The organism is Pseudoclavibacter sp. 13-3 (genome assembly GCF_021168475.1).
Taxonomy (GTDB): domain Bacteria; phylum Actinomycetota; class Actinomycetes; order Actinomycetales; family Microbacteriaceae; genus Pseudoclavibacter_A.
Map to the genome: position 1 here is coordinate 666,052 of NZ_JAJOZT010000001.1, position 26,998 is coordinate 693,049.

Annotated in this window: 27 protein-coding genes; 2 read left to right on the forward strand and 25 right to left on the reverse strand. The window is 66.4% G+C overall.

Annotated elements, in window-relative coordinates; translation table 11 throughout:
• Positions 1-34: 34 nt before the first annotated feature.
• From LRX77_RS02945 to truB, 4 genes are read right to left on the reverse strand one after another with little or no spacing between them, the layout of a single operon-like run.
• The gene (locus tag LRX77_RS02945) at positions 35-1,084 is read right to left on the reverse strand and encodes a bifunctional riboflavin kinase/FAD synthetase (RefSeq protein WP_231831347.1); all 1,050 of its coding nucleotides are present in this window, start codon (positions 1,082-1,084) and stop codon (positions 35-37) included.
• Complete coding sequence (locus LRX77_RS02950) at positions 1,084-1,623, reverse strand: hypothetical protein (RefSeq protein ID WP_231831348.1); 540 nt, start codon at positions 1,621-1,623, stop codon at positions 1,084-1,086. Before LRX77_RS02950 ends, LRX77_RS02945 begins: the two co-directional genes overlap by 1 nt.
• Before the next feature lie 57 nt (positions 1,624-1,680).
• On the reverse strand, positions 1,681-2,082 hold the full coding sequence (locus tag LRX77_RS02955; RefSeq protein WP_231831349.1) for a hypothetical protein: 402 nt from the start codon (positions 2,080-2,082) through the stop codon (positions 1,681-1,683).
• Positions 2,079-3,086, reverse strand: a complete 1,008-nt coding sequence (truB, locus tag LRX77_RS02960; protein WP_231831350.1) for a tRNA pseudouridine(55) synthase TruB — start codon at positions 3,084-3,086, stop codon at positions 2,079-2,081. The genes LRX77_RS02955 and truB overlap by 4 nt, the downstream gene beginning before the upstream one ends.
• 69 nt (positions 3,087-3,155) lie before the next feature.
• On the opposite strand from truB, the gene LRX77_RS02965 reads away from it, so the two are divergent.
• On the forward strand, positions 3,156-4,256 hold the full coding sequence (locus LRX77_RS02965) for a ketopantoate reductase family protein (RefSeq protein ID WP_231831351.1): 1,101 nt from the start codon (positions 3,156-3,158) through the stop codon (positions 4,254-4,256).
• Between the two features lie 22 nt (positions 4,257-4,278).
• Here LRX77_RS02965 and rbfA read toward each other — a convergent pair whose 3' ends face one another.
• The 9 genes from rbfA to LRX77_RS03010 all read right to left on the reverse strand — a co-directional run bounded on the left by rbfA (position 4,279) and on the right by LRX77_RS03010 (position 15,937).
• Positions 4,279-4,734: a 30S ribosome-binding factor RbfA gene (gene rbfA / locus LRX77_RS02970; protein WP_231831352.1), complete on the reverse strand. Its 456-nt coding sequence runs from the start codon at positions 4,732-4,734 to the stop codon at positions 4,279-4,281.
• A gap of 193 nt (positions 4,735-4,927) precedes the next feature.
• Positions 4,928-7,726, reverse strand: a complete 2,799-nt coding sequence (gene infB / locus LRX77_RS02975) for a translation initiation factor IF-2 (RefSeq protein WP_231831353.1) — start codon at positions 7,724-7,726, stop codon at positions 4,928-4,930.
• Positions 7,727-7,959: 233 nt separating this feature from the next.
• A complete protein-coding gene (nusA, locus tag LRX77_RS02980) occupies positions 7,960-8,922 on the reverse strand; it encodes a transcription termination factor NusA (protein WP_231831354.1) in 963 nt (320 codons plus the stop codon).
• Positions 8,923-9,012: 90 nt separating this feature from the next.
• On the reverse strand, positions 9,013-10,800 hold the full coding sequence (locus LRX77_RS02985) for a proline--tRNA ligase (RefSeq protein WP_231831355.1): 1,788 nt from the start codon (positions 10,798-10,800) through the stop codon (positions 9,013-9,015).
• 81 nt (positions 10,801-10,881) lie between these two features.
• Positions 10,882-11,256, reverse strand: a complete 375-nt coding sequence (locus tag LRX77_RS02990) for a hypothetical protein (protein WP_231831356.1) — start codon at positions 11,254-11,256, stop codon at positions 10,882-10,884.
• Positions 11,253-12,383 carry a flavodoxin-dependent (E)-4-hydroxy-3-methylbut-2-enyl-diphosphate synthase gene (gene ispG, locus LRX77_RS02995; RefSeq protein WP_231831506.1) on the reverse strand — a complete coding sequence of 377 codons (1,131 nt, stop codon included), beginning with the start codon at positions 12,381-12,383 and terminating at the stop codon, positions 11,253-11,255. The genes LRX77_RS02990 and ispG overlap by 4 nt, the downstream gene beginning before the upstream one ends.
• Before the next feature lie 129 nt (positions 12,384-12,512).
• Entirely contained in the window at positions 12,513-13,850 is a 1,338-nt protein-coding gene (locus LRX77_RS03000) for a M50 family metallopeptidase (protein WP_231831357.1), read from the reverse strand.
• Positions 13,851-13,904: 54 nt separating this feature from the next.
• Entirely contained in the window at positions 13,905-15,077 is a 1,173-nt protein-coding gene (gene dxr, locus LRX77_RS03005) for a 1-deoxy-D-xylulose-5-phosphate reductoisomerase (protein ID WP_231831358.1), read from the reverse strand.
• Positions 15,074-15,937, reverse strand: coding sequence for a PP2C family protein-serine/threonine phosphatase (locus LRX77_RS03010; RefSeq protein ID WP_231831359.1), 864 nt, complete (start codon positions 15,935-15,937; stop codon positions 15,074-15,076). The genes dxr and LRX77_RS03010 overlap by 4 nt, the downstream gene beginning before the upstream one ends.
• Before the next feature lie 249 nt (positions 15,938-16,186).
• Here LRX77_RS03010 and LRX77_RS03015 point away from each other — a divergent pair, with 249 nt between their 5' ends.
• Positions 16,187-16,579, forward strand: coding sequence for an SIP domain-containing protein (locus LRX77_RS03015; RefSeq protein WP_231831360.1), 393 nt, complete (start codon positions 16,187-16,189; stop codon positions 16,577-16,579).
• A 14-nt stretch (positions 16,580-16,593) separates the two neighbouring features.
• Here LRX77_RS03015 and LRX77_RS03020 read toward each other — a convergent pair whose 3' ends face one another.
• From LRX77_RS03020 to LRX77_RS03075, 12 genes are all read right to left on the reverse strand, one after another.
• Entirely contained in the window at positions 16,594-17,382 is a 789-nt protein-coding gene (locus tag LRX77_RS03020; RefSeq protein WP_231831361.1) for a YaaA family protein, read from the reverse strand.
• Between the two features lie 266 nt (positions 17,383-17,648).
• Positions 17,649-17,915, reverse strand: a complete 267-nt coding sequence (locus LRX77_RS03025; RefSeq protein WP_231831362.1) for a F0F1 ATP synthase subunit epsilon — start codon at positions 17,913-17,915, stop codon at positions 17,649-17,651.
• A 3-nt stretch (positions 17,916-17,918) separates the two neighbouring features.
• A complete protein-coding gene (gene atpD / locus LRX77_RS03030) occupies positions 17,919-19,385 on the reverse strand; it encodes a F0F1 ATP synthase subunit beta (protein ID WP_231831363.1) in 1,467 nt (488 codons plus the stop codon).
• A gap of 26 nt (positions 19,386-19,411) precedes the next feature.
• A complete protein-coding gene (locus LRX77_RS03035) occupies positions 19,412-20,308 on the reverse strand; it encodes a F0F1 ATP synthase subunit gamma (RefSeq protein ID WP_231831364.1) in 897 nt (298 codons plus the stop codon).
• Between the two features lie 22 nt (positions 20,309-20,330).
• A complete protein-coding gene (gene atpA / locus LRX77_RS03040; RefSeq protein ID WP_231831365.1) occupies positions 20,331-21,968 on the reverse strand; it encodes a F0F1 ATP synthase subunit alpha in 1,638 nt (545 codons plus the stop codon).
• A gap of 67 nt (positions 21,969-22,035) precedes the next feature.
• Entirely contained in the window at positions 22,036-22,839 is an 804-nt protein-coding gene (locus tag LRX77_RS03045) for a F0F1 ATP synthase subunit delta (RefSeq protein WP_231831366.1), read from the reverse strand.
• A gap of 2 nt (positions 22,840-22,841) precedes the next feature.
• The gene (locus tag LRX77_RS03050; protein ID WP_231831367.1) at positions 22,842-23,393 is read right to left on the reverse strand and encodes a F0F1 ATP synthase subunit B; all 552 of its coding nucleotides are present in this window, start codon (positions 23,391-23,393) and stop codon (positions 22,842-22,844) included.
• 32 nt (positions 23,394-23,425) lie between these two features.
• Positions 23,426-23,656 carry an ATP synthase F0 subunit C gene (gene atpE / locus LRX77_RS03055; protein ID WP_158038723.1) on the reverse strand — a complete coding sequence of 77 codons (231 nt, stop codon included), beginning with the start codon at positions 23,654-23,656 and terminating at the stop codon, positions 23,426-23,428.
• Between the two features lie 45 nt (positions 23,657-23,701).
• The gene (atpB, locus tag LRX77_RS03060; RefSeq protein ID WP_231831507.1) at positions 23,702-24,502 is read right to left on the reverse strand and encodes a F0F1 ATP synthase subunit A; all 801 of its coding nucleotides are present in this window, start codon (positions 24,500-24,502) and stop codon (positions 23,702-23,704) included.
• A gap of 168 nt (positions 24,503-24,670) precedes the next feature.
• On the reverse strand, positions 24,671-25,171 hold the full coding sequence (locus LRX77_RS03065) for a hypothetical protein (RefSeq protein ID WP_231831368.1): 501 nt from the start codon (positions 25,169-25,171) through the stop codon (positions 24,671-24,673).
• Positions 25,168-26,319 (reverse strand): MraY family glycosyltransferase, encoded by a 1,152-nt coding sequence (locus tag LRX77_RS03070; RefSeq protein ID WP_231831369.1) that lies wholly within the window; start codon positions 26,317-26,319, stop codon positions 25,168-25,170. The genes LRX77_RS03065 and LRX77_RS03070 overlap by 4 nt, the downstream gene beginning before the upstream one ends.
• Positions 26,316-26,978 (reverse strand): L-threonylcarbamoyladenylate synthase, encoded by a 663-nt coding sequence (locus LRX77_RS03075; protein ID WP_231831370.1) that lies wholly within the window; start codon positions 26,976-26,978, stop codon positions 26,316-26,318. The genes LRX77_RS03070 and LRX77_RS03075 overlap by 4 nt, the downstream gene beginning before the upstream one ends.
• Positions 26,979-26,998: the final 20 nt, after the last annotated feature.

Here is a 26,998-nt window from a genome sequence, read left to right on the forward strand (position 1 = left end):
TCTCACTCGCTGCGCGGTGCCGCTGAGGGAATTCTCAGTGGCGCTCTGGTTCCGCGGCCGATATACGGCGAACACTCGACCTTAGCACAGCGCGCGTCTCGTCGCAGTCACGGTGCATCTGCTCGATGAGCGGCTCGAGGCCGGCGAAGGCGACCATGCCGCGCAGCCGAGCCACGAAGACGACCCGAGCCCAGCGTCCGTAGAGGTCGAAGTCGCCCACGTGGTCGTCGTCGCGGTCGATCACATGCGCCTCGACCGTTCGCGGCACGTCGTCGAAGGTCGGGTTGGTGCCCACCGAGACGGCAGCCGGGTAGCGATGCACCTCGCCCGTGTCGGCGCCCTCAGACCCGCCCGTCGAGACGTCGAGCCAGCCGGCATAGACGCCGTCGGCGGGGATGAACCCCTCGACGCCGCGCTGCTCATGGGTGGCTGCGTCCTCCCCTGCCCCCAGGTTCGCCGTCGGGAACCCGAGCTCGCGACCGCGCTTCGCGCCGTGCACGATGAATCCGCCGACGCTGGGCGATCGGCCGAGCACCGAGGCGGCCGTGTCGATGTCTCCCTCGCTCAGCGCCGCCCGCACGCTCGACGACGAGAACTTCGGCTCGCCCGGCTGTGGTCGCAGCACGTCGGCGGCGATCACATCGAACCCGAGGCGTTCACCCGCTTCGCGCAGCGTGTCGACGTCGCCGGCACCGAAGTGCCCGAAGTGGAAGTCTTCGCCGACCAGCACCAGTCTGGCCTGCAGGCGATCGACGATCACCTGCTGGATGAACTCCTGCGGCGTCAGCGACGCGAACGCGCGGTCGAAGGTCATGATCGCGAGTGCGTCCACGCCGGTCTCGGCGATCAGCTGCGCCTGCCGGCGCGGGTCTGCCAGAGGGTGCGGGCATTTGTCCGGTGCGATCACGGCGAGCGGATGCCGGTCGAACGTCGCGACGATCGATGCCAGGCCGCGCTGTCGGGCCAGTTCGGTCAGCTGCCCGATGATCGCCCGGTGGCCACGGTGCAAGCCGCCGAATTTGCCGATCGTGATGGCGCTGGGGCCGAGATCCGATGACTCCCTGTCGAGGTGCAGGATGCGCATCAGCCGTCGCGCCCTGCATCGGTCTGCGCCGCGGTGTCGGCTGTGCCGGCCGTCTTCTGCATGCCGGGGCGGTGCTTCGCCAGCCACCACAGCCCCAGCACCGGCAGCACCAGCGGGATGAACCCGTAGCCCATGCCGAACCACGACCAGACCGTGCTCTCGATGCGTCCGTTCGGAGCATCAGGAGAGATGAACAGCTGCGGTGCCCAGGTCGTCAGCGCACCCACGACGAGCACGCCGACCAGCTCGAAGCCGATGGTGAGCAGCGCGATGCGGTGCCAGCCCGGCCGGTGATGGCGAGCCAGCGCGACGGTGGCCAGGATGTACACGAGCGCGGCGACGGCGCTCAGAGAGTACGCGAGCGGAGCATGATTGAACTTCGTGAGAATCTGCACCAGCGAGCGTGCGGTGGCCGCGAGCGCGAGAATCGCGTAGACCACGACCAGCAGTCTGCCGGCTCCGCTCAGTCGCGGCGATTCGTCGGCGTCGCTGCGCGCGTCTTCGCCGCTCAACGGGGTGTGTGGGGTGAAAGCAGTCATCGGTCACTTATTCTAGTCAGCGTTCGGGAGGTCGCCGAAGTCGTCTCAGCCTCAGCCTCAGCCGATGCCGAGCGCAGTGGGGGCCAGCCCGGTGGCACCCTGCAGAGACCAGATCTGATCCATGCGCCAGATCATCACCGCGATGGTGAGGGCGGCGACGGCGAGCACGACGTTCGACCACCTCGTTCGCTCGATGAGCCCCCAGAACACCGCAGCCGGCGGAATGATCAGCGCAGTCACCAGGTAGCCGACGAACTCGACGCCGCTGCCGGTCGGCCCCGGCCCCGTGTTCCACACCACGATCGTGACCACGATCTGTGCGACCAGCAGCAGCTCGACCAGCGCGAGGCAGCCGAGCGTGAGGTCACTGGGAGTGCGCCCGATCAGCCCGAGCACGAGGCAGAGCACGCCGACGGCACAGGCCACGATGATCTGCGTCCAGGTGAACCAGTCGGTCAACGGTCTCGGCCTTCTCTCTGCGAGTCGGCCGGCTGGGGTGCGTTCGCGTCCGGCGGCACGACGAGCACCGCTCGCGCCCGACCCCCGCGATTCTCGACGATGCCGCGCAGCCCGCCGGCGTCGTCGAGAGCCGCGGTGAGCGGTCGTGCGGTCGACGGATGCCGCGCTGCGCTGGCAGAGATCGGCTGCGGCCCTGCGGCCGGCTCGGCACTCGGCGCGAGCGGTCTGCCATGGCCGAGATCGACACACTCCTGCGCGCTCAGCACCCGGGTCGGGAGCACTGCACTCGCCGCCTGGCCGAGCGTGAGCGCGGGCGGCGTCTCGACCTGCTCGATCGGCACCTCGCGGCCGGGCAGCACTGAGGCATCCGCCACATCGAACGGGCCTACCCGCACACGGCGCAGCGCCGTCAGGTGCCCGCCCACGCCCAGCGCAGTGCCGAGGTCGCGAGCGAGGGCGCGAATGTACGTGCCCGAGCTGCAGTGCACCCGGGCGTCGACGTCGACGAACCCGTCGTCGCGGCGACGCACGTCGGTCACGGCGAACTCATGGATCGTGATCGGTCGTGGGCTGAGTTCGACACCCTCTCCCGCGCGCACCCGCGCGTACGAGCGCACGCCGTCGATCTTGATCGCGCTGACCGACGAAGGCACCTGATCGATATCACCGCTGAGCTGCGTCTCGACGATCTCTCGGATGCGCGCCTCGGTGACCGTGTGCAGCGTCTCGGCGTCGGCCTGCTCGGTGATCTCGCCCTCGGCGTCATCGGTGACGGTGGCCTGGCCGAGTCGGATGGTCGTCTGATAGACCTTGTCGAGCCCGACCAGATAGGTCAGCAGCTTCGTGCCGCGGTCGACGCCCAGAATCAGCAGCCCGGTGGCCATCGGGTCGAGCGTGCCGGCGTGCCCCACGCGGCGGGTGGCGAAGATGCGGCGACCCCGGGCGACCACGTCATGGCTGGTCCAGCCCTGCGGCTTGTCGACGAGAACGATGGCATCGGGCATGCCCCCAGTCTGCCACAGGGGCGCCGTCGGCTGTCGCACGCGGCCGGCCCATCGCCGTAGAATCGCCTCATGAACGACGAGGTCACCCGCACACAGACGCCCGCTCCCCATCGCGCCGACGAGGCATCCCCCGATGCGACGTCACCGACGCGCATCGCGGTCATCGGCTGCGGGTCGATCGGCGGGGCCATGGCCGCCTCACTCGATCGGGCGGGCTGTCAGGTCACCGTGACCGCTCGCGGCGACCATCTGGCAGCGATGCAGCGAGACGGGCTGCGAATGACCGGAGCGTTCGGCGACCACGTCGCCCACGTGCATGCCGTGCCCGCGCTCGATGCGGCTCCCGATCTCGCGATTCTCACCACGAAGGCGCAGGATGCGGCGGCCGCGCTGGCCGACAACGCCGAGTGGCTGCGTGGCGTGCCGCTGCTGGTCGTGCAGAACGGAGTCGAGGGCCCCACGACCGCGCACCAGGCGATCGCCGGGGCAAGCGTGCTGAGCGGCACGTCGTCGATCGGCGCCAACGTGCCGCAGCCGGGCCTCGTCGATGTGACCACGCCCGGCCCCACTGTGGTGTGCCCCGGCCCCGGCAGCGATCTGGACGACGCCCGGCGTGTGGCCGCGCTGCTGCAGCCGGCGCTGCCCGCACGTGCGGTCGAGAACACCGACGGCGTGCTCTGGACGAAGCTCGTCGTCAATCAGGTCAACGCGCTGCCCGCGATCACAGGGCTGAGCATTCAGCAGACCGTCGCCGACGACCGGCTGCGCCGGGTGCTCACCGCCTCGATGCGCGAAGCGGTACACGTCGCACATGCCTCGGGCATTCGCTTCGGCAGTGCGCAGGGCCTCGACGACAGCATGCTGACCGTGCTGGCCGAGGTGCCCTCGGTCACGGCCGAGTTCATCCCGCTGCTGTTGGCGAAGCGAATGGGCGACGTGCCCAACACCGGTTCGACCCTGCAGTCGGTCGTCAGCGGGCGCCCCACCGAGATCGATCACCTGCACGGCGCGGTGGTGCGCGCAGCCGAGCAGATCGGCACGCGGGCGCCCCTCAACGCAGTCTTGGTGCGTCTCGTGCACGAGGTCGAGAACGCCGCCCGCAGCGCTGACGGCCGGCCGACGTTCCGCTCGGTCGACCAGGTCTGGGCCGAGGCCGAAGACCTGCTCTGATCGCGACCGGGTCAGACCTCGATCAGGCCTGATCGGCCGATTCGTCGTCTGCCTCTTCGCCGGGCCTGCGGTACGGGTCGGCGTCGCCGGCGAATGCCGAGCCCTCTGAGGCCTTGCGAGCCGCATCGTCGCGCTCGTGCGCGGTCTGCAGCAGCGCCTCGATGTGCGCAGCGTTCTCAGGGATGGCATCGAGGATGAACTCGATCGATGGCGTCAGCCGCAGCTTGATGTTGCGCCCGATCTCTGTGCGGATCATGCCGGTCGCGCTGCGCAGCGCGGCCTCGGTGTCGGCGCGCTCCTCGTCAGTGCCGAGCACTGTGTAGAAGATGCTCGCATGCTGCAGGTCACCGGTCACCTTCACATCGGTCACCGTCACGAAGCCGAGTCGAGGGTCTTTGACTCCGCGATCAAGCGTCTGAGCGACGACGACCTTGATGCGGTCGGCGACTCGTTCTGCGCGGCTAGCGGTCTGAGCCATGATGTTCTCCTCGGTTCGTTCTGTGCAAGGGCGATGGTGTGGGCCCGTGTCGATGGTAGTTCACTCCCGGTCTCGCCGTGAACCGCGCGGAGCGACGGGCACGACCCGCCGTCAGGTGACAGAGAAGCGCCCGCGCCGCCGAATTCCGGTGGTGCGGGCGCTTCGATCACGACTGTGACCGCTCAGGCGGTGATCAGTCTCGCGGCTTCTCGCGCATCTCGTAGGTCTCGATCTCATCGCCGACCTGGATGTCGTTGAAGCTACCGAGCCCGATGCCGCACTCGACGCCCTTGATCACCTCGGTGACGTCGTCTTTGAAACGACGCAGTGATTCGATCGTGAGGTTGTCGCCGTGCACGACGCCGTTGCGCAGCACGCGCGCCTTGGAGTTGCGCGTGACCTTGCCGGTCTGCACGAGCGTACCGGCGATGTTGCCGAACTTCGACGAGCGGAAGACCTCGCGGATCTCGGCCGTACCGGTGTGCACCTCTTCGAACTCTGGTTTGAGCAGGCCCTTGAGAGCCCCCTCGATATCGTCGATCGCGTCGTAGATGACCGAGTAGAACCGAATGTCGACGCCCTCTTTGTGCGCGGCCTCGCGAGCCTTGCCGTCAGGGCGCACGTTGAAGCCGATGACGATCGCGTTGTCAACCGTGGCCAGGTTGACGTCGCTCTCGGTGATCGCGCCGACGCCACGGTGAATGATGCGCAGCTGCACCGAGTCGTCGACCTCGATCTTGAGCAGCGACTCCTCCAACGCCTCGACGGCACCAGAGACGTCACCCTTGATGATGAGGTTCAAGGTCTCGACCTTGCCCTCTTCAAGAGCCTTCGTGAAGTCTTCCAGGCTGATGCGCTTGCGGCTCTTCGCGAGTAGGGCGTTGCGCTGGGCGGCTTCACGCTTCTCGGCGATCTGACGAGCCGTGCGGTCGTCTTCGGTCACCAGGATGTTGTCACCGGCTCGAGGCACCGAGGTGAGCCCCAGCACCTGCACCGGGCGTGACGGCCCGGCATTCTGCATGTTCTCGCCGTTCTCGTCGAACATGGCGCGCACACGACCGTATGCCGTGCCTGCCACGATGGCGTCTCCGACGTGCAGGGTGCCGTTCTGCACCAGCACGGTGGCGACCGCACCGCGGCCCTTGTCGAGGTTCGCCTCGATCGCGACGCCGCGCGCCTCGCGCTCCGGGTTCGCGACCAGCTCGAGCCCGGCATCCGCCGTCAGCAGAATCGCGTCGAGCAGATCGTCGATGCCGATGTTGCTCTTGGCCGAGACGTCGACGAACATCGTGTCGCCGCCGTACTCCTCGGCGACCAGGCCGAACTCGGTCAGCTGCTGTCGGATCTTCGCCGGATTCGCATCGGGCTTGTCGATCTTGTTGACGGCGACCACGATCGGCACGTCAGCTGCCTGGGCGTGGTTCAGCGCCTCGACTGTCTGCGGCATCACGCCGTCGTCTGCGGCGACGACCAGCACGGCGATGTCGGTCACCTCGGCGCCACGGGCACGCATGGCGGTGAACGCCTCGTGACCGGGGGTGTCGATGAAGGTGATGGCGCGTTCGTGACCTTCGTGCTCGGTCTCGACCTGGTAGGCACCGATGTGCTGCGTGATGCCGCCGGCCTCACCGGCGAGCACCTTGGTATGCCGGATCGCGTCGAGCAGTCGGGTCTTGCCGTGATCGACGTGGCCCATGACCGTCACCACCGGAGGACGCGCGACGAGGTCTTCGGGATCGTCGGCGTCTTCGAGGTCGATGTCGAACTGTTCGAGCAGCTCTTTGTCTTCGTCTTCAGGACTGACGATCTGGATCTTGAAGCCGAGCTCGGCCCCGAGCAGCTGGAACGTGTCTTCGTCGAGCGACTCGGTGGCCGTGGCCATCTCGCCGAGGTGGAAGAGCACGGTCACCAGCGATGCCGGGTTCGCGCCGATCTTATCGGCGAAGTCGGTCAGCGAGGCGCCGCGACGCAGACGGATGATCTGCTCGCCGTTGCCGCGGGGCACTTTGACGCCGCCGAGCGTCGGGGCCTCCATCTGCTCGAACTCTTGCCGTTTCGTGCGCTTCGACTTGCGTGACTTGCCCGAGCGGCCTCCGCCGCGTCCGAACGCGCCAGCCGTGCCGCCGCGCCCGCGGCCGCCTGGACCGGGGCGACCGCCGCCGCCGCCGCGGTGTGCGAAGCCCGAGCCTGCGCCGCCGCCCTGACCGGGACGGTGCGGGCCGCCGAAGCCGCCCTGACCGGGACGCGGCCGAGCGCCGCCGCCCTGACCGACGCGGTGCGGGCCGCTACCGCTGCCGGCACCACGACGTGGGCCGAAGCCCTGGCCCGGACGCGGAGCATGCGGACGAGGACCGGCACCGGCACCCGGACGCGGTGCGTGCGGACGAGGACCGGGACGCGGGCCTCCGCTGTGCTTGGGCGAGAACGGGTTGTTCGCCGGACGCGGAGCGCGCGGACGGGGAATCGATCCGGGCGAGGGACGCGGGATCGGCGGGTGGGGATTGTGCCCGTCAGACTCGGAGGCTCCTGTCTCAGCGGGCTTCGGCGCCGGACGAGCCGGGGCAGCCGTGGTGCGCTTCTCGGCAGCGGGCTTCGGCGCAGTCTGGTGAGGTGCGGGTTCCGACGGAGTCGGTTGGGCCGAACGCCCGGGACGAGCGACTCGAGGAGCCGGACTCGGCGTCTGGGCCTGGGCCGGTGCCGCATCGGTCTCGCTCTGGGCCGCGGGCTTCGCCGTGGTGGTGCGAGCGCCGGGCTTCGGCGTCGTGCTCTTCGCAGCTGTGCTGCGGGCGGCGGGCTTCTTGGCCGCGCTGGACTTCTTGTCGTCTGCGGACTTCTGCTGCGGGAACGCAGCCTTCAGTTTGCGCACGACTGGGGGTTCCAGGCTCGACGAGGGGCCCTTGACGAACTCTCCCATATCGTTGAGCTTGGCCAGCAGCTCTTTGCTCGTGACGCCGAGTTGCTTCGCAATCTCGTGTACGCGTGGTTTTGCCACAATTCTCCTGTCTCAGGTCTGCACCCGAGAGCGGGAGCAGACAATTACCTCTGACGTCTCATTTCGAGCCGTTCATTATGCGTCCATAAGCCGAATCAGCCTGTTCTGTGTGGATTCCGACATGCGCATCGGGCACATGTCCAGTACGTCATCCTAGCGCGTTCTGGCCCAGACGCACAGCATCGGCGTGCCGCCTCATGAAGACGGACACGCAGACACTGTGCGAAACCGAATCAGTTGTCGGCCTGGATGTCGATCTTCGCCCCGGTGAGCTTCGCCGCGAGACGGGCGTTCTGCCCCTCTTTGCCGATGGCCAGGGAGAGCTGGTTCTCTGGCACGAATGCCCGCACCGCCCGCTGGTCGGCGTCGAGCACCTCGGTGCGCGTCACCTTGGCCGGTGAGAGCGCGCTGGCCACAAATGCGCCGAGGTCGTCGTTCGAGTCGACGATGTCGATCTTCTCACCGTTGAGCTCTGCGGTCACCGCGCGAACGCGCTGGCCCAGCTCGCCGATGCACGCGCCCTTGGCGTTGATGCCCGGCTCGGTGGCCCGCACGGCGATCTTGGTGCGGTGCCCGGCTTCGCGGGCGAGCGAGGTGATCTCGACGGCACCGGCGTGAATCTCTGGCACTTCGAGTTCGAAGAGCCCGCGAACCAGTCCCGGATGGGTGCGGCTGACGGTGATGGTCGGGCCCTTTGCGGTGCGCGCGACCTGCGCGATGAAGACCCGCAGGCGGTCACCGTGTCGGTAGTGCTCGCCTGGCACCTGTTCTTCGGGCGGCAGCACGCCTTCGGCCGACCCCAGGTCGATCGGGATCAGACGAGGGTTCTGCCCCTGCTGCACCACACCGGCGGCGATGGTGCCCTCGCGGTCTTTGTACTCGCCGAGCAGGCTGTCGTCGGCCAGCGCGCGCAGGCGCTGGTTGATCTCTTGTCGAGCGGCGAGCGCAGCGACGCGGCCGAAGTCGTGCGGGGTGACGTCGGTCTCACCGAGATCGCTGCCGTCTTCGTCGGTCTGCCGTTCGAGCACGGCGACCTGCCCCGTCTTGCGATTGATCTCGACGCGGGCCGCAGTCGTGTGGCCGGTGTGCTTCTGATATGCCGTGAGAATCGCCTGCTCGAGAATCTCCAGCAGTTCGTTCAGGGGAATACCCTGTTCGCTCTCGAGAAGACGAAGTGCACTCAGATCGATATTCATACCGCCTCCTCTATTCAGCTGAGATGTTCAGTGTCGAACACCCTATCTTAGCGGGTCGAGAGCCTCGCCGTCACCATCTCGGCCGACGGCTCAGTCCCTGCCGAGACGACGACGCAGCTCGGCCACGGCGTCCGCGATCGCAATCGGCTGCTTCGTGCCGGCGCGACGGTCCCAGAGCTCGAGCTGACCGTCGGCGAGCCCTTTGCCGACCACGAGCACGTGCGGCATGCCCAGCAGCTCGGCGTCTTTGAACTTCGCACCGGGCGAGACCTTGGGTCGGTCGTCGAAGAGCACGTCGATGCCGACGCGCTCCAACTCGTCGGCCAGATCGGAGCCGACGCGGTAGACCTCGTCGCTCTTGCCGGTCGAGACGATGTGCACAGGGAACGGAGCGACCGTCTCAGGCCAGATCAGCCCCTTCTCGTCGCGATTCGCCTCGGCGAGCACTGCGAGCAGACGGGTGACGCCGATGCCGTACGAGCCCATGGTCACGGTGACGAGTTTGCCGTTGCGGTCGAGCACCTGAAGCCCCAGGGCGTCAGCGTATTTGCGGCCGAGTTGGAAGACGTGCCCGATCTCGACACCGCGCGCAGCGCGCAGCGGGCCCGAGCCGTCGGGCGCAGGATCGCCGTCGCGAACGTTCGCCACGTCGGCGATGCCGTCGGCGACGAAGTCACGACCCGCCACGACGTGCAGCGCATGGCGACGCTCTGCGTTCGCACCGGTCACCCACTCCGTGCCGGCCGAGACTCGCGGATCGACCAGATACGGGATGCCGTCGACCGAGCGCTCCCCCAGCGCATAGGTGCCGGTCTCGTCTGCCTGCGGGCCGATATACCCGCGCACCAGGCCCGGATGATGCTCGAAGTCGGCTTCGACAGCGGGCTCGACCTCGGCCGGGGCGAAGGCGATCTCGGCCCGCTTCAGATCGACGTCGCGGTCGCCGGGAAGGCCGACGACGACGAGCTCGCGCCTGCCGTCGGGATGAGTGAGCGCGAGCACCACGTTCTTCAACGTGTCGCCGGCCCGCCAGAGCCCGTCGCGTTCGTCGGCATAGCGGTCGTTCAGCAGCGCGACGAGCGAATCGATCGTCGGGGCGTCTGGCGTGTCGACCGTCATAGCGGCAGGCACGTGACTGGCGTCGACCGGGTCGGCCGGGTGCACGCTGACCGCCTCGACGTTGGCTGCGTAGCCGGCGTCGGTGTAGACGAAGGTGTCTTCGCCGATCGGCGACGGCGAGAGGAATTCCTCGCTCTTCGAGCCGCCCATGGGCCCGGCGTCGGCCTTGACCGCGACGTATCTGACGCCCAGCCGGGTGAAGATGCGCTCGTACGCGTCGCGCATGATCTGGTAGCTCTCGTCGAGACCGGCGTCGTCGACGTCGAACGAGTAGGCGTCTTTCATGACGAACTCGCGACCGCGCAGCAGCCCGGCGCGGGGCCGAGCCTCGTCACGGTACTTGGTCTGAATCTGAAAGAGGCTCACCGGCAGGTCTTTGTACGACGAGTAGAGATCTTTCACCAGCAGGGTGAAGACCTCTTCGTGCGTGGGAGCGAGCAGGTAGTCGGCCTCTTTACGATCTCTGAGCGTGAAGATGTTGTCGCCGTATTCATCCCAGCGTCCCGTGACCTGATACGGCTCACGCGGCAGCAGGCCGGGAAAATGCACTTCTTGCGAACCGGCAGCCTCCATCTCGGCGCGCACGATGGCCTCGACCTTGCGCAGAACCTTCAGGCCCAGTGGCAGCCAGGCGAAGATGCCCGGGGCTTCGCGTCGGATGTAGCCGGCGCGCACGAGCAGTTTGTGCCCGGCCACCTCGGCATCGTTGGGGTCTTCGCGCAGGGTGCGCAGGAACAGGTTCGACAGGCGTGTGGGCACTGGGCTGGGTCTTTCTCTGAACGGTCTCGGCTGTTCGCTGTGAGCAGCCAGCTCTCATCGTACCGCGTCGCCCCAGTCGTCTCACATGAAGCGATCGGGCAGATTGTCCGGGTCTTTCTCAGGCGGCGGCCCTTTGAAACGAATCGCCGCGGCGATCAGGATCACGACGCAGAGGCCGTCGAGAATCCACCACAGCCACATCTGCATCTGCCAGAGCGGCAGGAACACCAGTGCGACGAAGCTCAGGGCGATGCCCCAGACGCGATGCCGGGTGCGATACATCAGCGAGGCCATGATGATCGACATGACGACAACGGCCATGCCGAAGATGCGATGCAGCAGCACCGCCTGGCCGTCGAACTGCACGAAGACGAGCACCAGCCCGATGACCGCCGACACGATGCCCATCGGCCGAAAGCCGCGCATGCCGTCGGGAACCGCTCTCTGATCGCTCATGCCGTCACCACCTCGACGCCGACGCCCTCAGCGGGCGTCATGCCCTCGGCGAGCCGGTTCGCCTCGGCGATGAGCGTCTCGACGATGTCGGCCTCGGGCACCGTTCTGACCACCTCGCCCTTGACGAAGATCTGCCCCTTGCCGTTGCCGCTGGCCACGCCGAGATCGGCGTCGCGGGCTTCACCCGGCCCGTTGACCACGCAGCCCATGACGGCCACGCGCAGCGGCACCTTCAGGTCGTCGAGGCCCGCAGTGACGCGCTCAGCCAGGGTGTAGACGTCGACCTGGGCTCGACCGCACGACGGGCACGAGACGATCTCGAGCTTGCGCTCCCTCAGATTCAGCGACTCGAGAATCTTGAGACCGACGCGCACCTCTTCGATCGGCGGCGCCGACAGCGACACCCGTATCGTGTCGCCGATGCCCTGCGCCAGCAGCACGCCGAACGCCACCGACGATTTGATGGTGCCCTGGAACGCCGGCCCTGCCTCGGTCACCCCGAGGTGCAGCGGCCAGTCGCCCTGTTCCGAGAGCATGCGGTAGGTCTCGATCATCACGACCGGGTCGTGATGCTTCACCGAGATCGCGAAGTCGTGAAAGCCGACCTCCTCGAAGAGCGACGCCTCCCAGACGGCAGACTCGACCATGGCCTCCGGCGTGGCCTTGCCGTACTTCTGCATCAGGCGCTTGTCGAGCGAGCCGGCATTGACACCGATGCGCAGAGCGACGCCCGCGTCTGAGGCAGCCTTGGCGATGTCGGCGACCTTGTCGTCGAATCTGCGGATGTTGCCGGGATTGACACGCACTGCGGCACAGCCCGCCTCGATCGCCTGAAAGACGTAGCGAGGCTGGAAGTGGATGTCTGCGACGACGGGGATGTTGGACTGCTGCGCGATGATCGGCAGCGCGTCGGCGTCATCCTGACTGGGCACGGCAACGCGCACGATGTCGCAGCCGGCCGCGGTGAGCTCGGCGATCTGCTGCAGCGTGCCGCCGATGTCGGTGGTCTTGGTGGTGCACATCGACTGGACGCTGATCGGGGCGTCACCGCCGACGGGGACCTTTCCGACGTGGATCTGACGGGTCTTGCGTCGGTGCGCCAGCACGCGGGCCGGCCCCTTGGGCATCCCGAGGTCGACAGCGGTCACGATGGCCTCCTTCGTTCGACGCACGACGCGCCGATGCTCTGCAAGTCTAGAACGCCTGACCGGTACGGTCTGCTTCTGCTGCGGTCAGGCTGACCGGTGTCTGCCGCATCAGCCGAGCACCTGGATCGGTTTCACGAGGTCGGCGTAGATCAGCAGCACGCCCATCAGGGTGAGCGCGCCGAAGACGACCAAGGTCAGCGGCATCAGGCGTGCGGTGTCGAACGGCCCCGGGTCTCGACGCCCGAACAGGCGTGCGATGCTGCGGCGCAGCCCTTCGTAGAGCGCACCGATGATGTGCCCGCCGTCGAGCGGCATCAGCGGAATCATGTTGAAGGCGAAGAGCGCCACGTTCAGCGATGCGGCCAGACCCACCAGGCTGGCGGCCTTGTCAGTCACACCGATCTGGTCGCTGGCGGTGAGTTCGCCGGCGACCCGCCCCACGCCGACGATGCTCATCGGCCCGTCGGGGTCGCGGGCCTCGCTGCCGAAGGCCGCCTGAGCGGCTCCGACGAGCTTCTGCGGCATCGAGATGATGCCCTCCCACGCCAGCTGCAGGTTGTCCCGCATCGCGGGGATGGCGGCGGTCACCGGCTGACGCACGCGTTCTGATGTGGGCGCGATGCCGATGAAGCCGACCGTCTCAGTCTTCTTCTGCCCGTCGGCGTCGCGCTCGACTCGACCGAACCTGTCATAGACGAATCGTTCGACTGGCTGCGGCGTCAGGTTCACCGTCTGCACTTGCCCGTTGCGAAGCAGGGTCACGCTGACCGTCTGACCGGCGAGTGGCTGCACGATCGACTGCACGTCACTCCACCGTTCGACGTCTTCACCGTTGATGACGAGCAGCTGGTCGCCCGGCTGCAATCCTGCTTCGGCGCCGGGAGCAGCCGGATCATCGGGGCGGCAGTCGCTGCGCTGCTCGGTCGTGGGCAGCACGCACTGGCTGACGCTCGCCAGCGACGTCGTCGACTGCACCGTGCCGAAGGCGCTGATCAGCACGGCGTAGCAGACCAGTGCGATGATCAGATTCATCAGCGGGCCGCCGAGCATGATCAGCAGTCGCTTCCAGACCGCCTGGCGGTAGAACGCACGGTGCTCTTCGCCCGGGGGGATGGTCTCTGCGCTGACACGCCGCGCACTGCGCACCATCTCGGCGAGGCGTGACCGGGAGACCCGCACCGGCTCGCCGTTCGGCCTCGCGTCTTTGGCCGGCGGGTACATGCCGATCATCGAGATGTATCCGCCGAGAGGAATCGCCTTGAAGCCGTATTCGGTCTCGCCGCGTCGCCAGGAGAACACCGTCGGGCCGAAGCCGATCATGTACTGGTTGACGCGAACGCCGAAGCGCTTGGCCCAGAACAGGTGCCCGAGCTCATGCAGGGCAATCGACGCAGCCACGACGAGGGCGATCGCGACGATGCCGATGATGTACCAGAGAACCTGCATGATGACCGAGCCTAGACCTGATTGCTGTGAGCGAGCTGACGATTCGAGACGTGCTCAGTCACCGTCGAGTGCAGCCGCATCGGCACCGGCCACGACCGCATGTGCTGCTCGTCGCGCCCACCGGTCGGCCGCGAACACGCCCTCGACCGAGAGCGGCGCGTTCGGCGGGCTCCACTGTTCGAGCACCGTCGAGATTCCCTCCACGATCGCGGTGAAACCGATGCGCCCGGCGAGGAACTCGGCGACCATGACCTCGTTCGCCGCATTGAAGACCGCCGGCCAGGTGCCTGCACGCTCTCCCACCCGCTTCGCGAGCCGCACAGCGGGAAACGCCTCATGGTCGATCGGTTCGAACGACCACTGCTGCGCCTGCGACCAGTCGAGCGCAGGCACCGCGTCGACGAACCGGTGCGGCCAGTCGAACGCCATGCTGATCGGCAGCCGCATGTCGGGCGGCGAGACCTGCGCGATCGTCGCACCGTCGATGAACTGCACCATCGAGTGCACGATCGACTGCGGATGCACCACAGCGTCGATCCGTTCGTACGGCGTGCCGAAGAGATAGTGCGCCTCGATGATCTCGAGCCCTTTGTTCACCATCGTCGCCGAGTTGACGGTCACCAGCGACCCCATGCTCCAAGTGGGATGCCGCAGCGCCTGCTGTGGCGTCACACCTGCGAGCTCGGCACGGCTGCAGCCGCGGAACGGACCGCCGGATGCCGTGAGGACGAGTCGGGAGACCTCACGTCGGTCGCCAGCCCGCAGGCATTGGGCGATCGCGGAGTGCTCGGAGTCGACGGGCACGATCTGCCCGGGCGCGGCTGCAGCCTCGACCAGGTCGCCGCCGATGACCAGGCTCTCCTTGTTCGCCAGCGCCAGCGTCGCACCGCTGTGCAGCACGGCCAGCGTCGCCGCCAGACCCGCGGCGCCGTCGATGGCGTTCAGCACCACGTCGGCCGTCACCTCGCGCACCAGCCGCACCGCGGCATCCGCGCCATGACGAATCGTCACCATCGGGTCGCCGCGACCGCCCGCACTCTCGGCGCCGAGCGTCGCGGCGACGGCGAGATCACGGCAGCCGTGGCGCCTGGCCAGGTCGCGGAACGCCGCTGTGTCGTGACCGGCGGCAAGACCGACGATCTCGAATCGGTCGGTCGTCTCGAGGAGATCCAGCGCCTGCGTGCCGATCGACCCGGTCGCACCCAGAACGATGACTCTGCGGTTCATTCGGCGGCGTCGCCTCGCCCCTCGGCCGATGCCGCAGCGTCGGCCTCTGCCTCAGCGTCGGCCTCTGCCTCAGCGGGTGCGGTCGAGGCCGCAGTGACGCTGGAATCAATCACGATCACCGAGACGTTGTCTCGGCCGCCGTTCTCGAGTGCCTGCTCGACGAGTCGCTCCGCCGCGACGAAGACGTCGTCGCTGTCGCGCAGAATCTCTTCGATGCGCTCGTTCGAGACCTCTTTCGTGAGCCCGTCGGAGCACACCAGCAGCCGCACCTGCGGCACCAGGTTCAGATGCCAGAAGTCGGGCCGAGGATCCATGCCGAAGCCGATGGCACGGGTGATCGAGTTGCGCGCCGGGTGACGTTCGGCGTCTTTCTCGGCGATCTGCCCGCTGTCGACCAGCCCCTGCACGACCGAGTGATCATGCGTGACCTGACGCAGCTGCCCCTCATAGAAGCCGTAGGTTCTCGAGTCACCGATGTTGAAGACCAGCCAGCCCGGCTCACCCTTGACGATGTCGAAGGCCACCCCGGTGACCGTGGAGCCCGACTGCCCGCCTGAAGCGGCCGAGATCTGCTCGACGTCGTCGCTGGCGCGTCGAAGAGCCGCATAGATGTCTTGCGGCGAGGAGTCTGGGTCGAGCTGCGAGAGCTCTTCGACGATGGCTGCGGATGCACGGTCGCCGGCTTCGTGCCCGCCCATGCCGTCGGCGACGGCGAGCACCGCCTCAGTCGCCACCACGCTGTCTTCGTTGCGCTGCCGCAGCAGACCGGTGTCGGTCAGTGCGCCCCAGCGTGCACGCAGACGACCGCCGTCTGGCAGCCTCGTCTCGAAACTGCCTTGCGCAGCACCAATCAGGGTCATCGAATGCCTTTCCCACGTGGGATCAGAGATGTCTCGGGCTCGGCGGCGAGGCCCCCGGCGACGACAGACACCGGTATCAGTGTACGGGTGATCGCCGAGGTCGGCCTGTCGACGGGCGCGGGCGCTCGAGAACCGGCGCTCGGATTCAGCAGATGTTCTGCCGCTGCGCAGGCGCCGATCGGCTTCTCCATGCCCTTTTCACAGAGAGTCTTCCCTTTTGAGGTTCACCTAACCTAGACTGTGGTCGTTATGAGTATCGAGTATTCAGCGTCAGCGTGGCACCCGTCACAGTCACGACGCTTCATGATCGCCGGAGACGACAGCGACCTCGCAGTGATCCAGCTCATGCTGTCGGCCCTGCCTCAACGTGCCCATGGCCAGGTCTTCATCGAATACTCCCCCGAGCACTCCGAACCCGTCGTCCTGCACGGACCGACCCGCGTGAGCGTGCACTGGATTCCCTCGCATGACGATGCTCACGGCGCGGCGCTCGCGCAGGCCATCGATCTGTGGCGCAGTGAGTTTCTCACTGCCCCTGACTTCGACGACCCGAGCGAGTTCAAAGTCTGGATCGGCTGCGCGAGCTGCCCGATCGTCGCCGAGCTCAACCGCCAGATCGAATCGCAGATCCAGCCGCTCTGACCACGCGTTGAGAGTTATCTCTTCACGATCTCGAGCAGCCAGTCGGCACCCTCGCCGTCGCAGATGAGTCGTGCCCCGATGCGATCGGCCGCCGCGGCCAGCAGTGACCGGTCGTTGTCGACGACCATCGCATCCGCCGCACGCTCGTCGGCGCACTCGGCCAGAGCCCGGGTGAACGCCCCCTTCGACTTCTTGTTGAAGTGGTTCAGCGGCCGATGCCGCCCGTCTTCGTCTCGCACCACGACCTCTACGACGTGCGCGTGCGGATGCTCCGGCAGCGGTGCCAGCGCCGCGTACGACTTCGAGCGCAGGTCGATCACAGTCGCTCCCTCTGCGAGCCGACGCTGCAGCACTGCGGTGCACGGCTCATGCCAGGCGGCGTTGAGGTCGTAGACCGACTTTCGCGTGCCGGCCGAGAGGCGGTAGGTCGGAATCTCGTCGCTCAGCGAGATCAGCCCGAAGAGGGCTGACTGCACGAAGACGTGGGCTCCGAGCCAGGAGCGCATCGGCGGGGCCAGCGTCTGTTCGCCGATCGCGTCGTACAGCACGCCGGTGTAGCGCTGCACGGCGGGTGTTGTGGCAGCCGTGTCCAGATGTCGATCGTCTTGCAGTGCGCGGGCCTGGCGCACGGTCAGGCGCAGCGCCTGAGCCGCAGAGTCGGGATCGGCGCAGAGCTGCGTCAGCCAGTGAATCGTCTGTCGGCGTGCGGCGGTGAGTGTTGATGCGAACGAGAGTCGCGTCATGTCGAGTGAGGGCCGATCGCCGCCCGCAGACTTCGTCTCGCTCGGCGGCAGCAGCAGCATGATGCCGGCTCTGCGCTGTGGACATGCAGTCGAGCGGGTCTCTGGCAGGCTCCTGGTGCTGTCGTCCGCGTCATCTGTGCTGGTTGCGGGGTCTTGCCTCATCGGCATTGCTCAGGGCCTCTTCACTGGTGCGCATATCGTGTTGGGTGACGGATCGCTCCGTCTGCGGCCGGACGGCCGGCAGGCGAAAGCAAGAAGGGCGCCCACCCAGAGGTGGACGCCCTTCGGACACATCAGAGCGGAGCGCTCGGCTCCGGCCGGTGAGCTCAGGCGGCGAGCTCGGCCACGCGAGCGACGACTCGCACAGCGTGGCGTTCGACCGAGAGGAAGCCGTCAGCGGCGGTCGCCTCGACCGTCTTGCCGTCTTCCAGGGTCACTCGAACGGGGCCATCGCCCAGCACGGCCAGCAGAGGCTCGTGGCCGGCCAGCACGCCGATCTCGCCCTCGATGGTGCGGGCGGTGATCTGCGTGGCACGGCCAGACCAGATGAGCTTCTCTGCCGAGACGATCTCGACGTCGAATGACTGAGCCATGGTTTACTCTCCGAGTTCCTTCTTGATCTGATCCCACTTGCGGAACACATCGTCGAGCGGACCCACGTTGTAGAAGGCCTGCACTGGGATGTTGTCCACCTCGCCGTCTGCGATGGCGCGGAAGCCCTCGATCGTGTCTTTGATCGGCACGGTCGACCCCTCGACGCCCGTGAACTTCACGGCGGTGTAGGTGTTCTGCGACAGGAACTGCTCGATGCGGCGAGCACGCTCGACCACGATCTTGTCTTCTTCAGAGAGCTCGTCGACACCGAGGATGGCGATGATCTCCTGCAGCTCTTTGTTCTTCTGCAGAATCTGCTTGACGCGGATCGCGACATCGTAGTGCTCCTGCCCGACGTACTGCGCATCGAGAATGCGCGAGGTCGAAGCGAGCGGATCGACCGCGGGGTACAGACCACGGCTGGCCAGGTCGCGGGTCAGGTTCGTCGTCGCATCGAGGTGCGCGAACGTCGTCGCCGGAGCCGGGTCGGTGTAGTCGTCGGCGGGAACGTAGATCGCCTGCAGCGACGTGATCGAGTGACCACGCGTCGAGGTGATGCGCTCCTGCAGCAGACCCATCTCGTCAGCCAGGTTGGGCTGGTAGCCCACGGCCGAAGGCATGCGACCCAGCAGAGTCGAGACCTCTGAACCGGCCTGCGTGAATCGGAAGATGTTGTCGATGAACAACAGGACGTCTTGAGCCTGCTCATCGCGGAAGTACTCCGCCATGGTCAGGGCCGAGAGCGCCACGCGAAGGCGCACGCCCGGCGGCTCGTCCATCTGGCCGAAGACCAAGGCGGTCTTGTCGAGCACCCCGGCGTCGTCCATCTCATGGATCAGGTCGTTGCCCTCACGGGTGCGCTCACCGACACCGGCGAAGACCGAGACGCCGTCGTGGTCTTTGGCCACTCGAGCGATCATCTCCTGGATCAGCACGGTCTTGCCGACGCCGGCACCGCCGAACAGACCGATCTTGCCGCCCTGCACGTACGGGGTCAGCAGGTCGATGACCTTGATGCCCGTCTGGAACATCTGGGTCTTCGACTCGAGCTGGTCGAAGCGCGGAGGCTCGCGGTGAATCGACCAGCGCTTCTCGAAGTTGATCTCTTCGCCGTCTGCGGCGTTGAGCACGTCGCCGGTCACGTTGAACACGTGGCCCTTCGTCGCGTCGCCGACCGGCACCGTGATCGGTGAGCCGGAGTCGAACACGACTTGGCCGCGAACGAGGCCGTCAGTCGGCTTCAGCGCGATGGCGCGCACGAGATCGTCGCCGAGGTGCTGAGCAACCTCGAAGGTGATCGTGTACGTCTCGGCGCCGACGGTGACCTCGGTGCTCAGAGCGTTGTTGATCGGGGGCAGCGCGTCGTGAGCGAACTCGATGTCGACCACCGGGCCGGTCACTCGCACGATGCGCCCGACGTTACCGGTGGCCTCGGCCGCCGGCGTCTGGGTGCTTGATGCAGTTGCCATGTCTCTCTTCTCTTCTGTGTCGTCGTCTAGTTGGCGAGGGCGTCGGCGCCACCGACGATCTCACTGATCTGCTGGGTGATCTCGGCCTGTCGAGCGTTGTTCATCAACGTCGAGTAGGTGCGAATGAGTTTGTCGGCGTTGTCAGAGGCCGACTTCATGGCCTTCTGGCGGCTCGCGTGCTCACTGGCAGCCGACTCGAGTCGCGCATGGTAGATGCGCGATCCGATGTAGCGCGGCAGCAGCAGGCTGAGCACCTCGTCGGGATCCGGCTCGAACTCGTAGAGGGGCTCTTCGCGCTTCTCGGCGTGCTCGCCGGTGGCGTCGACGACCTCGAGCGGCAGCAGCCGCAGCACGTCTGGAGTCTGCGACACCCTGTTGAGGAACTTGGTGTAGACCAAGTGGATCTCGTCCACACCGCCTTCTGCCCCACCCTTGAGGTAGGAGTCGACCACCGCCGTGCCGATCTCGTGAGCGACCTCGGTGCTCGGCTTGTCGGTGTCACCCGTCCAGCTCTGCACGAACTCACGATCGCGGAACTGGAAGTAGCCGACCGCCTTGCGCCCGATCAGGTAGAAGTCGACCTCGCGACCGTTCTGCCGAAGCATATTGGCCAAGCGATCGGTCTCTTTCAGAATCGCTGATGAGAACGCACCGGCCAGACCGCGGTCAGAAGTGAACACAACGACCGCGCTGCGGCGGATCTGCTCCCGCTCACGCAGCAGAGGATGATCGATGTCTCCCGACAGCGCCGCCACCGCACCGACCGCGCGAGTGATTGCCTCGTCGTACGGTCGGGCGGCGTCGGTGCGCTGCTGAGCCTTCTGAATGCGGGAGGCTGCGATGAGCTCCATGGCGCGGGTGATCTTCTTAGTCGTCTGAGCAGACTTGATCTTCTGCTTGTAGACGCGAAGCTGCGCTCCCATGTGTTACTCCCTCGTCTCTCGGCTACTTGCTCGGCTTGACGAGCTTGGCCTGACCGACCTTGCTCTCGTCGAGCGCGGCGTCGTCTTCGGTGCCAGGTGCGGACAGCCCCTGCACGTCTGACTCGACGAAGTTCTTCTTGAACTCGGCCACTGCCGACTCCAGCTTCGCCTTCGTCTCGTCTTCGAGCTTGCCCGACTCACGCAGCACATCGAGCACATCGGTGTTGCGCTTCAGGTAGTCGAGGAACTCGCCCTCGAACCGCAGCACGTTCTCGACCGACACGTCGTCGAGCTTGCCGGTGGTGCCCAGCCAGATCGAGACGACCTGGTCTTCGACGGGATACGGCGAGTACTGCGGCTGCTTGAGCAGCTCGGTCAGACGTGCACCGCGGTTCAGCTGCTGCTTCGACGCGGCGTCGAGGTCTGACGCGAACATCGCGAAGGCCTCGAGGTCGCGATACGAGGCGAGCTCGAGCTTGAGCGTTCCCGAGACCTTCTTGATGTGCTTGCGCTGCGCGTCACCGCCGACTCGAGAGACCGAGATGCCGACGTCGATGGCCGGACGCTGGTTGGCGTTGAAGAGGTCGGACTGCAGGAAGATCTGACCGTCGGTGATCGAGATCACGTTGGTCGGAATATAGGCCGAGACGTCGTTCGCCTTGGTCTCGATGATCGGCAGTGCGGTCACCGAGCCGCCGCCCAGCTCGTCAGAGAGCTTGGCCGCACGCTCCAGCAGACGGGAGTGTAAGTAGAACACGTCGCCGGGGTATGCCTCGCGGCCCGGCGGACGGCGCAGCAGCAGCGAGACGGCACGGTAGGCCTCAGCCTGCTTTGACAGATCGTCATAGACGATGACGGTGTGCTTGCCCTGGTACATCCAGTGCTGGCTCAGCGCCGAACCGGTGTAAGCCGACAGGTACTTGAAGCCGGCCGGATCCGACGCAGGCGAGGCGACGATGGTGGTGTACTCCATCGCGCCAGCCTTCTCGAGCGCAGCCTTGACGCTGGCAATGGTCGAGCCCTTCTGACCGATGGCGACGTAGATCGCGCGCACCTGCTGCTTGGGGTCGCCCGACTCCCAGTTCTTGCGCTGGTTGATGATGGTGTCGATCGCGATTGCGGTCTTACCGGTCTGACGGTCGCCGATGATCAGCTGGCGCTGGCCCCGACCGATCGGGATCATGGCGTCGATCGCCTTGATGCCGGTCTGCAGCGGCTCGTCGACGCTCTTGCGGCTCATCACGTTGGGAGCCTGCAGCTCAAGCTCGCGTCGGGTCTCAGCGTTGATCTCGCCAAGACCGTCGATCGGGTTGCCGAGCGGGTCGATGACTCGCCCGAGGAACTCGTCGCCGACCGGCACAGAGAGCACCTCGCCGGTGCGCTCGACGCGCTGCCCCTCGGCGATGCCGACGAACTCACCGAGAACGACGACGCCGATCTCGTGCTCGTCGAGGTTCTGGGCCAGACCCAGCACGCCGTTCTCGAAGCGCACCAGCTCGTTGGCCTGCACGCTTGGCAGGCCCTCGACGTGGGCGATGCCGTCGGCGGCACTGAGTACGTAGCCCACCTCGGCCTTCGTCGAGGAGGCTGGCTGGTACCCCTCGGCGAATTCCTTGAGAGCACCCCGGATCTCTTCGGGGCTGATTGCTACTTCTGCCATCATCTTCCTTACATTTGGTGGGGCCGCCGGCCCCGATCTAGACCTGTTCAGTACCTGTCGAAGTCGACTACGCGATGGCCTGTCGAAGCTGAGACAGCTTCGTGCGAGCCGATGAGTCGATCAGGGTGTCGCCGAGGCGGACGACGACGCCGCCGACGAGGGCGGGGTCGACTGACACGTTGACGTGAACGGGGCCGCCCGCCTCGTTCTGCAACGCCTGAGCCAGAGCGGCTCGCTGCGACTCGGAGAGCGCGCGCGCCGAGGTCACGTCTGCGACCTGTCTGCCGGCGACCGCTGAGACTCGCTCGGCGATCTCGTGCAGTCGACGTGCGACCTTGCTGCCGCGCACGCTGCTGACGGCGCGGGTCACCAGAAGTGTGGTCGCAGGCAGAGCCTGCTGCCCGAAGAGGCGAGCCACGAGCTGACGCTCGGCCTCTGGGTGCTCTCCCGGGTGTGAGAGGCTCAGCTGCAGCTCGCGGCTGCCTTCGAACACCTGGGCGACCTGGAAGAGTTCGTCTTCCAACCGTTCCAGGGTGCCGTCCTGCTGAGCCGTCAGCGCCACCGCCGTCTCACCGAGAGCCTCGATCGATGCGACGAACTCGTCGTCGTTCGACCAGCGCAGTGCTGCGGTCTTCTCGACGAATGCGACCACGTCATCTGCCACCCTGCCGGTGAACAGACGAGTGATCAGGCCGACACGCAGCTGCTCGTCAGTGGAAGGGTCGGCGATGAGCCCGCGAAGCTGCGTGCTCTCGCCCAGTGCGTCGGCGACCTCGAAGATCCCACCCGCGGCCTCCAAGCCACGAACCCGGGTGTCGGCGGTGAGAATCTGTCGAGCATGCTCGAGTGAGTGTGCGGTGGCGCTGCCCATGCCTACTTGGCCTCCGACTTCTCGAGGTCAGCGAGGAAGTGATCGACGACGGCCTTCGACTTCTGGTCGTCTTCGAGCGACTGACCGACGACCTGAGACGCCAGGTCGACCGACAGCACGCCGATCTCGCTCTTGAGCTGGTCGAAGGCGGTCTTGCGATCGGCAGCGATCTGAGCGTGAGCCTGGTCGCTGATTCGCTGGGCCTCGGCCGTCGCCTGCTCTTTGAGCTCGGCGACGATCTGCGCACCCTCTGATCGGGCGGCATCCCGAATCTTCTGAGCCTCGACGCGTGCCTCGGCCAGCTGCGCGTTGTAGGCGTTCAGTGCAGCCGAGGCCTCTTCCTGTGCCTTCTGCGCCTGTTGGATGCCGCCCTCGATCTTCTCTGAGCGCTCGTCCAGCGTCTTCTGCAGCTTGGGTACGATGACCTTCCACACGAAGATGAGCAGAACGAGGAAGATGATGAGCGACAGCGACCAGTCGTAGACGGCGGGGAAAAGAATGTTGTGCTCTTCCTCGGCGGCCTGTACGCCTGCTGTCAGCGCGAATTGAGCCATATTAGTGCCTTACGTCTGAGGTGGGTGTCGACTTACTGGAAGATGAAGCCCGCAGCGAGGCCGATGAGGGCCAGTGCCTCGGTGAATGCCACCGCCAGGAAGAAGGTGGTCTGCAGTCTGCCAGCGAGCTCGGGCTGACGAGCGATCGCCTCGACGGTCTTGCCGCCGGCGATGCCGATGCCGATGCCGGGGCCGATGGCTGCCAGGCCGTAGCCGACGCTGTTGATGTTGCCCGAAATCTCAGCGAGTGTGTTGATATCCACGGGTTTTCGTTTCCTTCCATAGTGTGGCCGGAGGTTTCCGGCCGCTTAGTGCTCTTCTGCCAGCGACGACTGAATGTAGGCCGTTGTCAGAAGAGTGAAGATGTATGCCTGCAGCGCGGCGACCAGGATCTCGAAGAGCGTGAAGGCGAAGCCGAAGGCGAACGTGACGACGCTGAAGCTCTTGAGAATGCCGTCGGCGCTGAACAGGAAGAACCAGGTCGCACTGAAGCACAGCACGAGGATGAGGTGGCCGGCGACCATGTTCATCAGGAGTCGCAGGGTCAGGGAGACCGGACGGATGACGAACGTCGAGAGGAACTCGATCGGGGTGACCAGAATGTACATCACTTTGGGCACTCCGGCGGGGAACAGCGCGTTCTTGAAGTAGCCCGCGCCGTGCTTCTTGATGCCGGTGTAGATGAAGGCGATGTAGGCGACCAGGGCGAGCACCAGCGGAAAGCCGATCGTCGCCGAAGCCGCGAGGTTCAGGCCGGGCACGATGCCGGTGATGTTGAAGCCGAGCACCACGATGAAGATCGTGAACAGCAGCGGCACGAAGCGCTTGCCGTCTTTCTTGCCGAGCATCTCTTCGGCGATGTTCACCCGGACGAAGTCGTAGGCGAACTCGAGCATTCCCTGGCCGCGGCCGGGAACGAGCTTCAGCTTGCGAGTGCCGAACCACAGCAGCGCGATGATCACCAGCATCACCAGGATGCGAATCAGTGCGATGCGGTTGAGCTCGAACGGCGTGCCCGCGAAGAAGATCGGTTCGGGGAAGAACTCGCTGATGCTCGGTGCGTGGAACTCGCCGTCAGCGGCGAGAGTCGGCGTTGTCAGCTGGGTCAGCGCGTGAATCAAAAGATCATTCTCCTGAGCGATGTCCGCAGTCTTCGCCACGGCGCGTATTGAGTGATTCGGCAGCCAGTGACAAGACCACCACGGGACATACTAGCAACATCTGGCCATGAGTGCGGAACCGGCTGTGCGGACAGCGTGAGTTCGGGCGAGCCGTGCTCACTGCGGATCGTCGACATACGGCACCTTCGCGCGCATCGCGGCGAAGGAGTCTGCGGCGAGGGAACCGAGCACGGCGGCGACGATCGAGCCGAAGAGCACACCCTTCACCACGAAGGGCGCCGTGGTGATCACCGCGAGCAGCCCGATGAACACGATGATCTTCACGATCCAGCCGCCGAGCACGATGGCCAGGAACGAGATGCCGCCCTGGCGGGAGCCGAGCCAGAGACTCCCGGCCGTGATCGCCGCGAACACGAGGGTGAGCACCGCTCCGACGAGTGCGCTCAGCGCGCCGTTCCAGCCGGCGATCGACCAGCCGATGATGCCGCCGACGATCGCGACGAGCACGGCGAGGGCCGTCGTGAGCATCAGTGACAGCCGCAGCACTCTGACCAGACCGGGTGCTGCCTGTCGCCTCACCGGCTGCTCGGCGTCATCGACGAGGCTCTCGTCGAACGCGGCGTCGGGCTGCTGGGCGCGGTCTTCGGGGGTGGTCATGCGATCTCCTTCTTGCGGATGCGTCTGGCCGTCAGCTGCAGCTCGTTCGGTATCGGCGGCCCCCAGCCGAGCTGGGGCTGCAGCACCGGCCAGAACGTGAGCACGATGCAGCAGAGGATGCCGATCACGGCGAAGATCACCACGAACGGCCAGGCCCACACCATGAACAGGAAGCACGAGAGCGACAGCACGATCGTCCAGCTGTAGAAGACCGCTACTGCAGTGTACGTGTTGTGGCCGAGGCCGAGCAGGCGATGGTGCAGATGCTTGCGGTCAGGGCTGAACGGGCTCTTTCCCGCGCCCACGCGCCGGATCACTGCCAGAGCGAAGTCGACGAACGGCAGCGACAGCACCACGACCGGCACGAGCAGCGGCAGCCAGACGCTCGAGTCTGAGAGCGTCTGCGGGTCGATCTGCCCGGTGACCGAGATCGCGCTCACCGCCAGCAGCATCCCCAGCAGCATCGCGCCGGAGTCGCCCATGAAGATCTTGGCCGGGTGCCAGTTCCAGGGCAGGAAGCCGACGCATCCGCCGATCAGCAGCGCGGCGACCAGCGTCGCGAGGTTGAAGTAGTCGGTCGGCGAGGTGCGCATCGTGAGCAGATAGACGTACAGGAAGAACACTCCCGAGGCGAGCAGGATGACGCCGGCGACCAGCCCGTCGAGCCCGTCGATGAAGTTGACCGCGTTCATCGTGAGCACGATCAGGATGGTGGTGAGCAGCGCGCTGACGGCTCCCGAGCCGATCAGGGTACCGCCGATCGGCAGTGACACGATCTGAAACCCCTGCCAGGTGAGGATGCCGGCCGCGAGGAACTGCCCGGCGAGCTTGGCATACCAGACCATGTCGTAGAGGTCGTCGAAGACCCCGATGAAGACGATCAGCAGGCTGGCCGCGGCCAGAGCCACCATCTGCCCGGGGTGTCTGAACACCTCGCTGAACCACTCTATGCGGCTCGCCGTGAACAGCCCCAGCATGATGCCGATGAAGATGGCCACTCCCCCGAGCCTCGGCGTCGGGCGAGTGTGCACGTCGCGCGCCCTGATGGCCGGGTAAACGTGAAAGCGCAGCGCGAAGCGCAGCACCACCCAAGTCAGCCCCCACGTCGCGACAGCGGCGACGAATGCGACCAGCGCATAGCCCTTCACTCGGTCAGCACCTTGCCGTCTCCGATGACCTCGGTGAGCTGCTCCGGGGTGACACCGCCCTGCCTCACGATGCGCACGGCGCCGCTGACGTCGAAGAGCGTCGCGTCGATGATGGTCGACGAGAGCCCGCTGCGGCTGGTGCCGTGGTCGAGATAGACCTCGACACTGTCGCCGAGCTGCTGCTGTGCGTCGTCGATCGTGGTCGCCGCAGGCTGGCTGTGCCGATTCGCCGACGACACCGCGAGCGGTCCCGTCTCTTCGAGCACGGCGAGGGCGACGGGCTCGTCGGGAACCCGCAGCGCGACCGTACCCTGTGTGTCGCCGAGATCCCAGTTGAGACTGCTGCGCGCGTTGAGAATGATGGTCAGCGCACCCGGCCAGAACTTCTCGGCCGCCCGTTCGATGGGCTCAGGCACGTCTTCTGCCAGTGCGTGCAGGCTGTTGAGGTTCGGAATGAGCACCGGCGGCGGTGACTGCCTCGTGCGCCCCTTCGCCTCGAGGAGTGCGTTCACCGCATCCGGCGAGAACGCGTCAGCGGCGATGCCGTAGACCGTGTCGGTGGGCATCACGACCAGTCGGCCGCGGCCGATGGCCCGGCGGGCCTCTCTGGTTCCGGTCAGTAGCTGCTCAGTGTCGCTGCAGTCGAACACGCTGCTCATGTCGAAGATCTCCTCGGGGT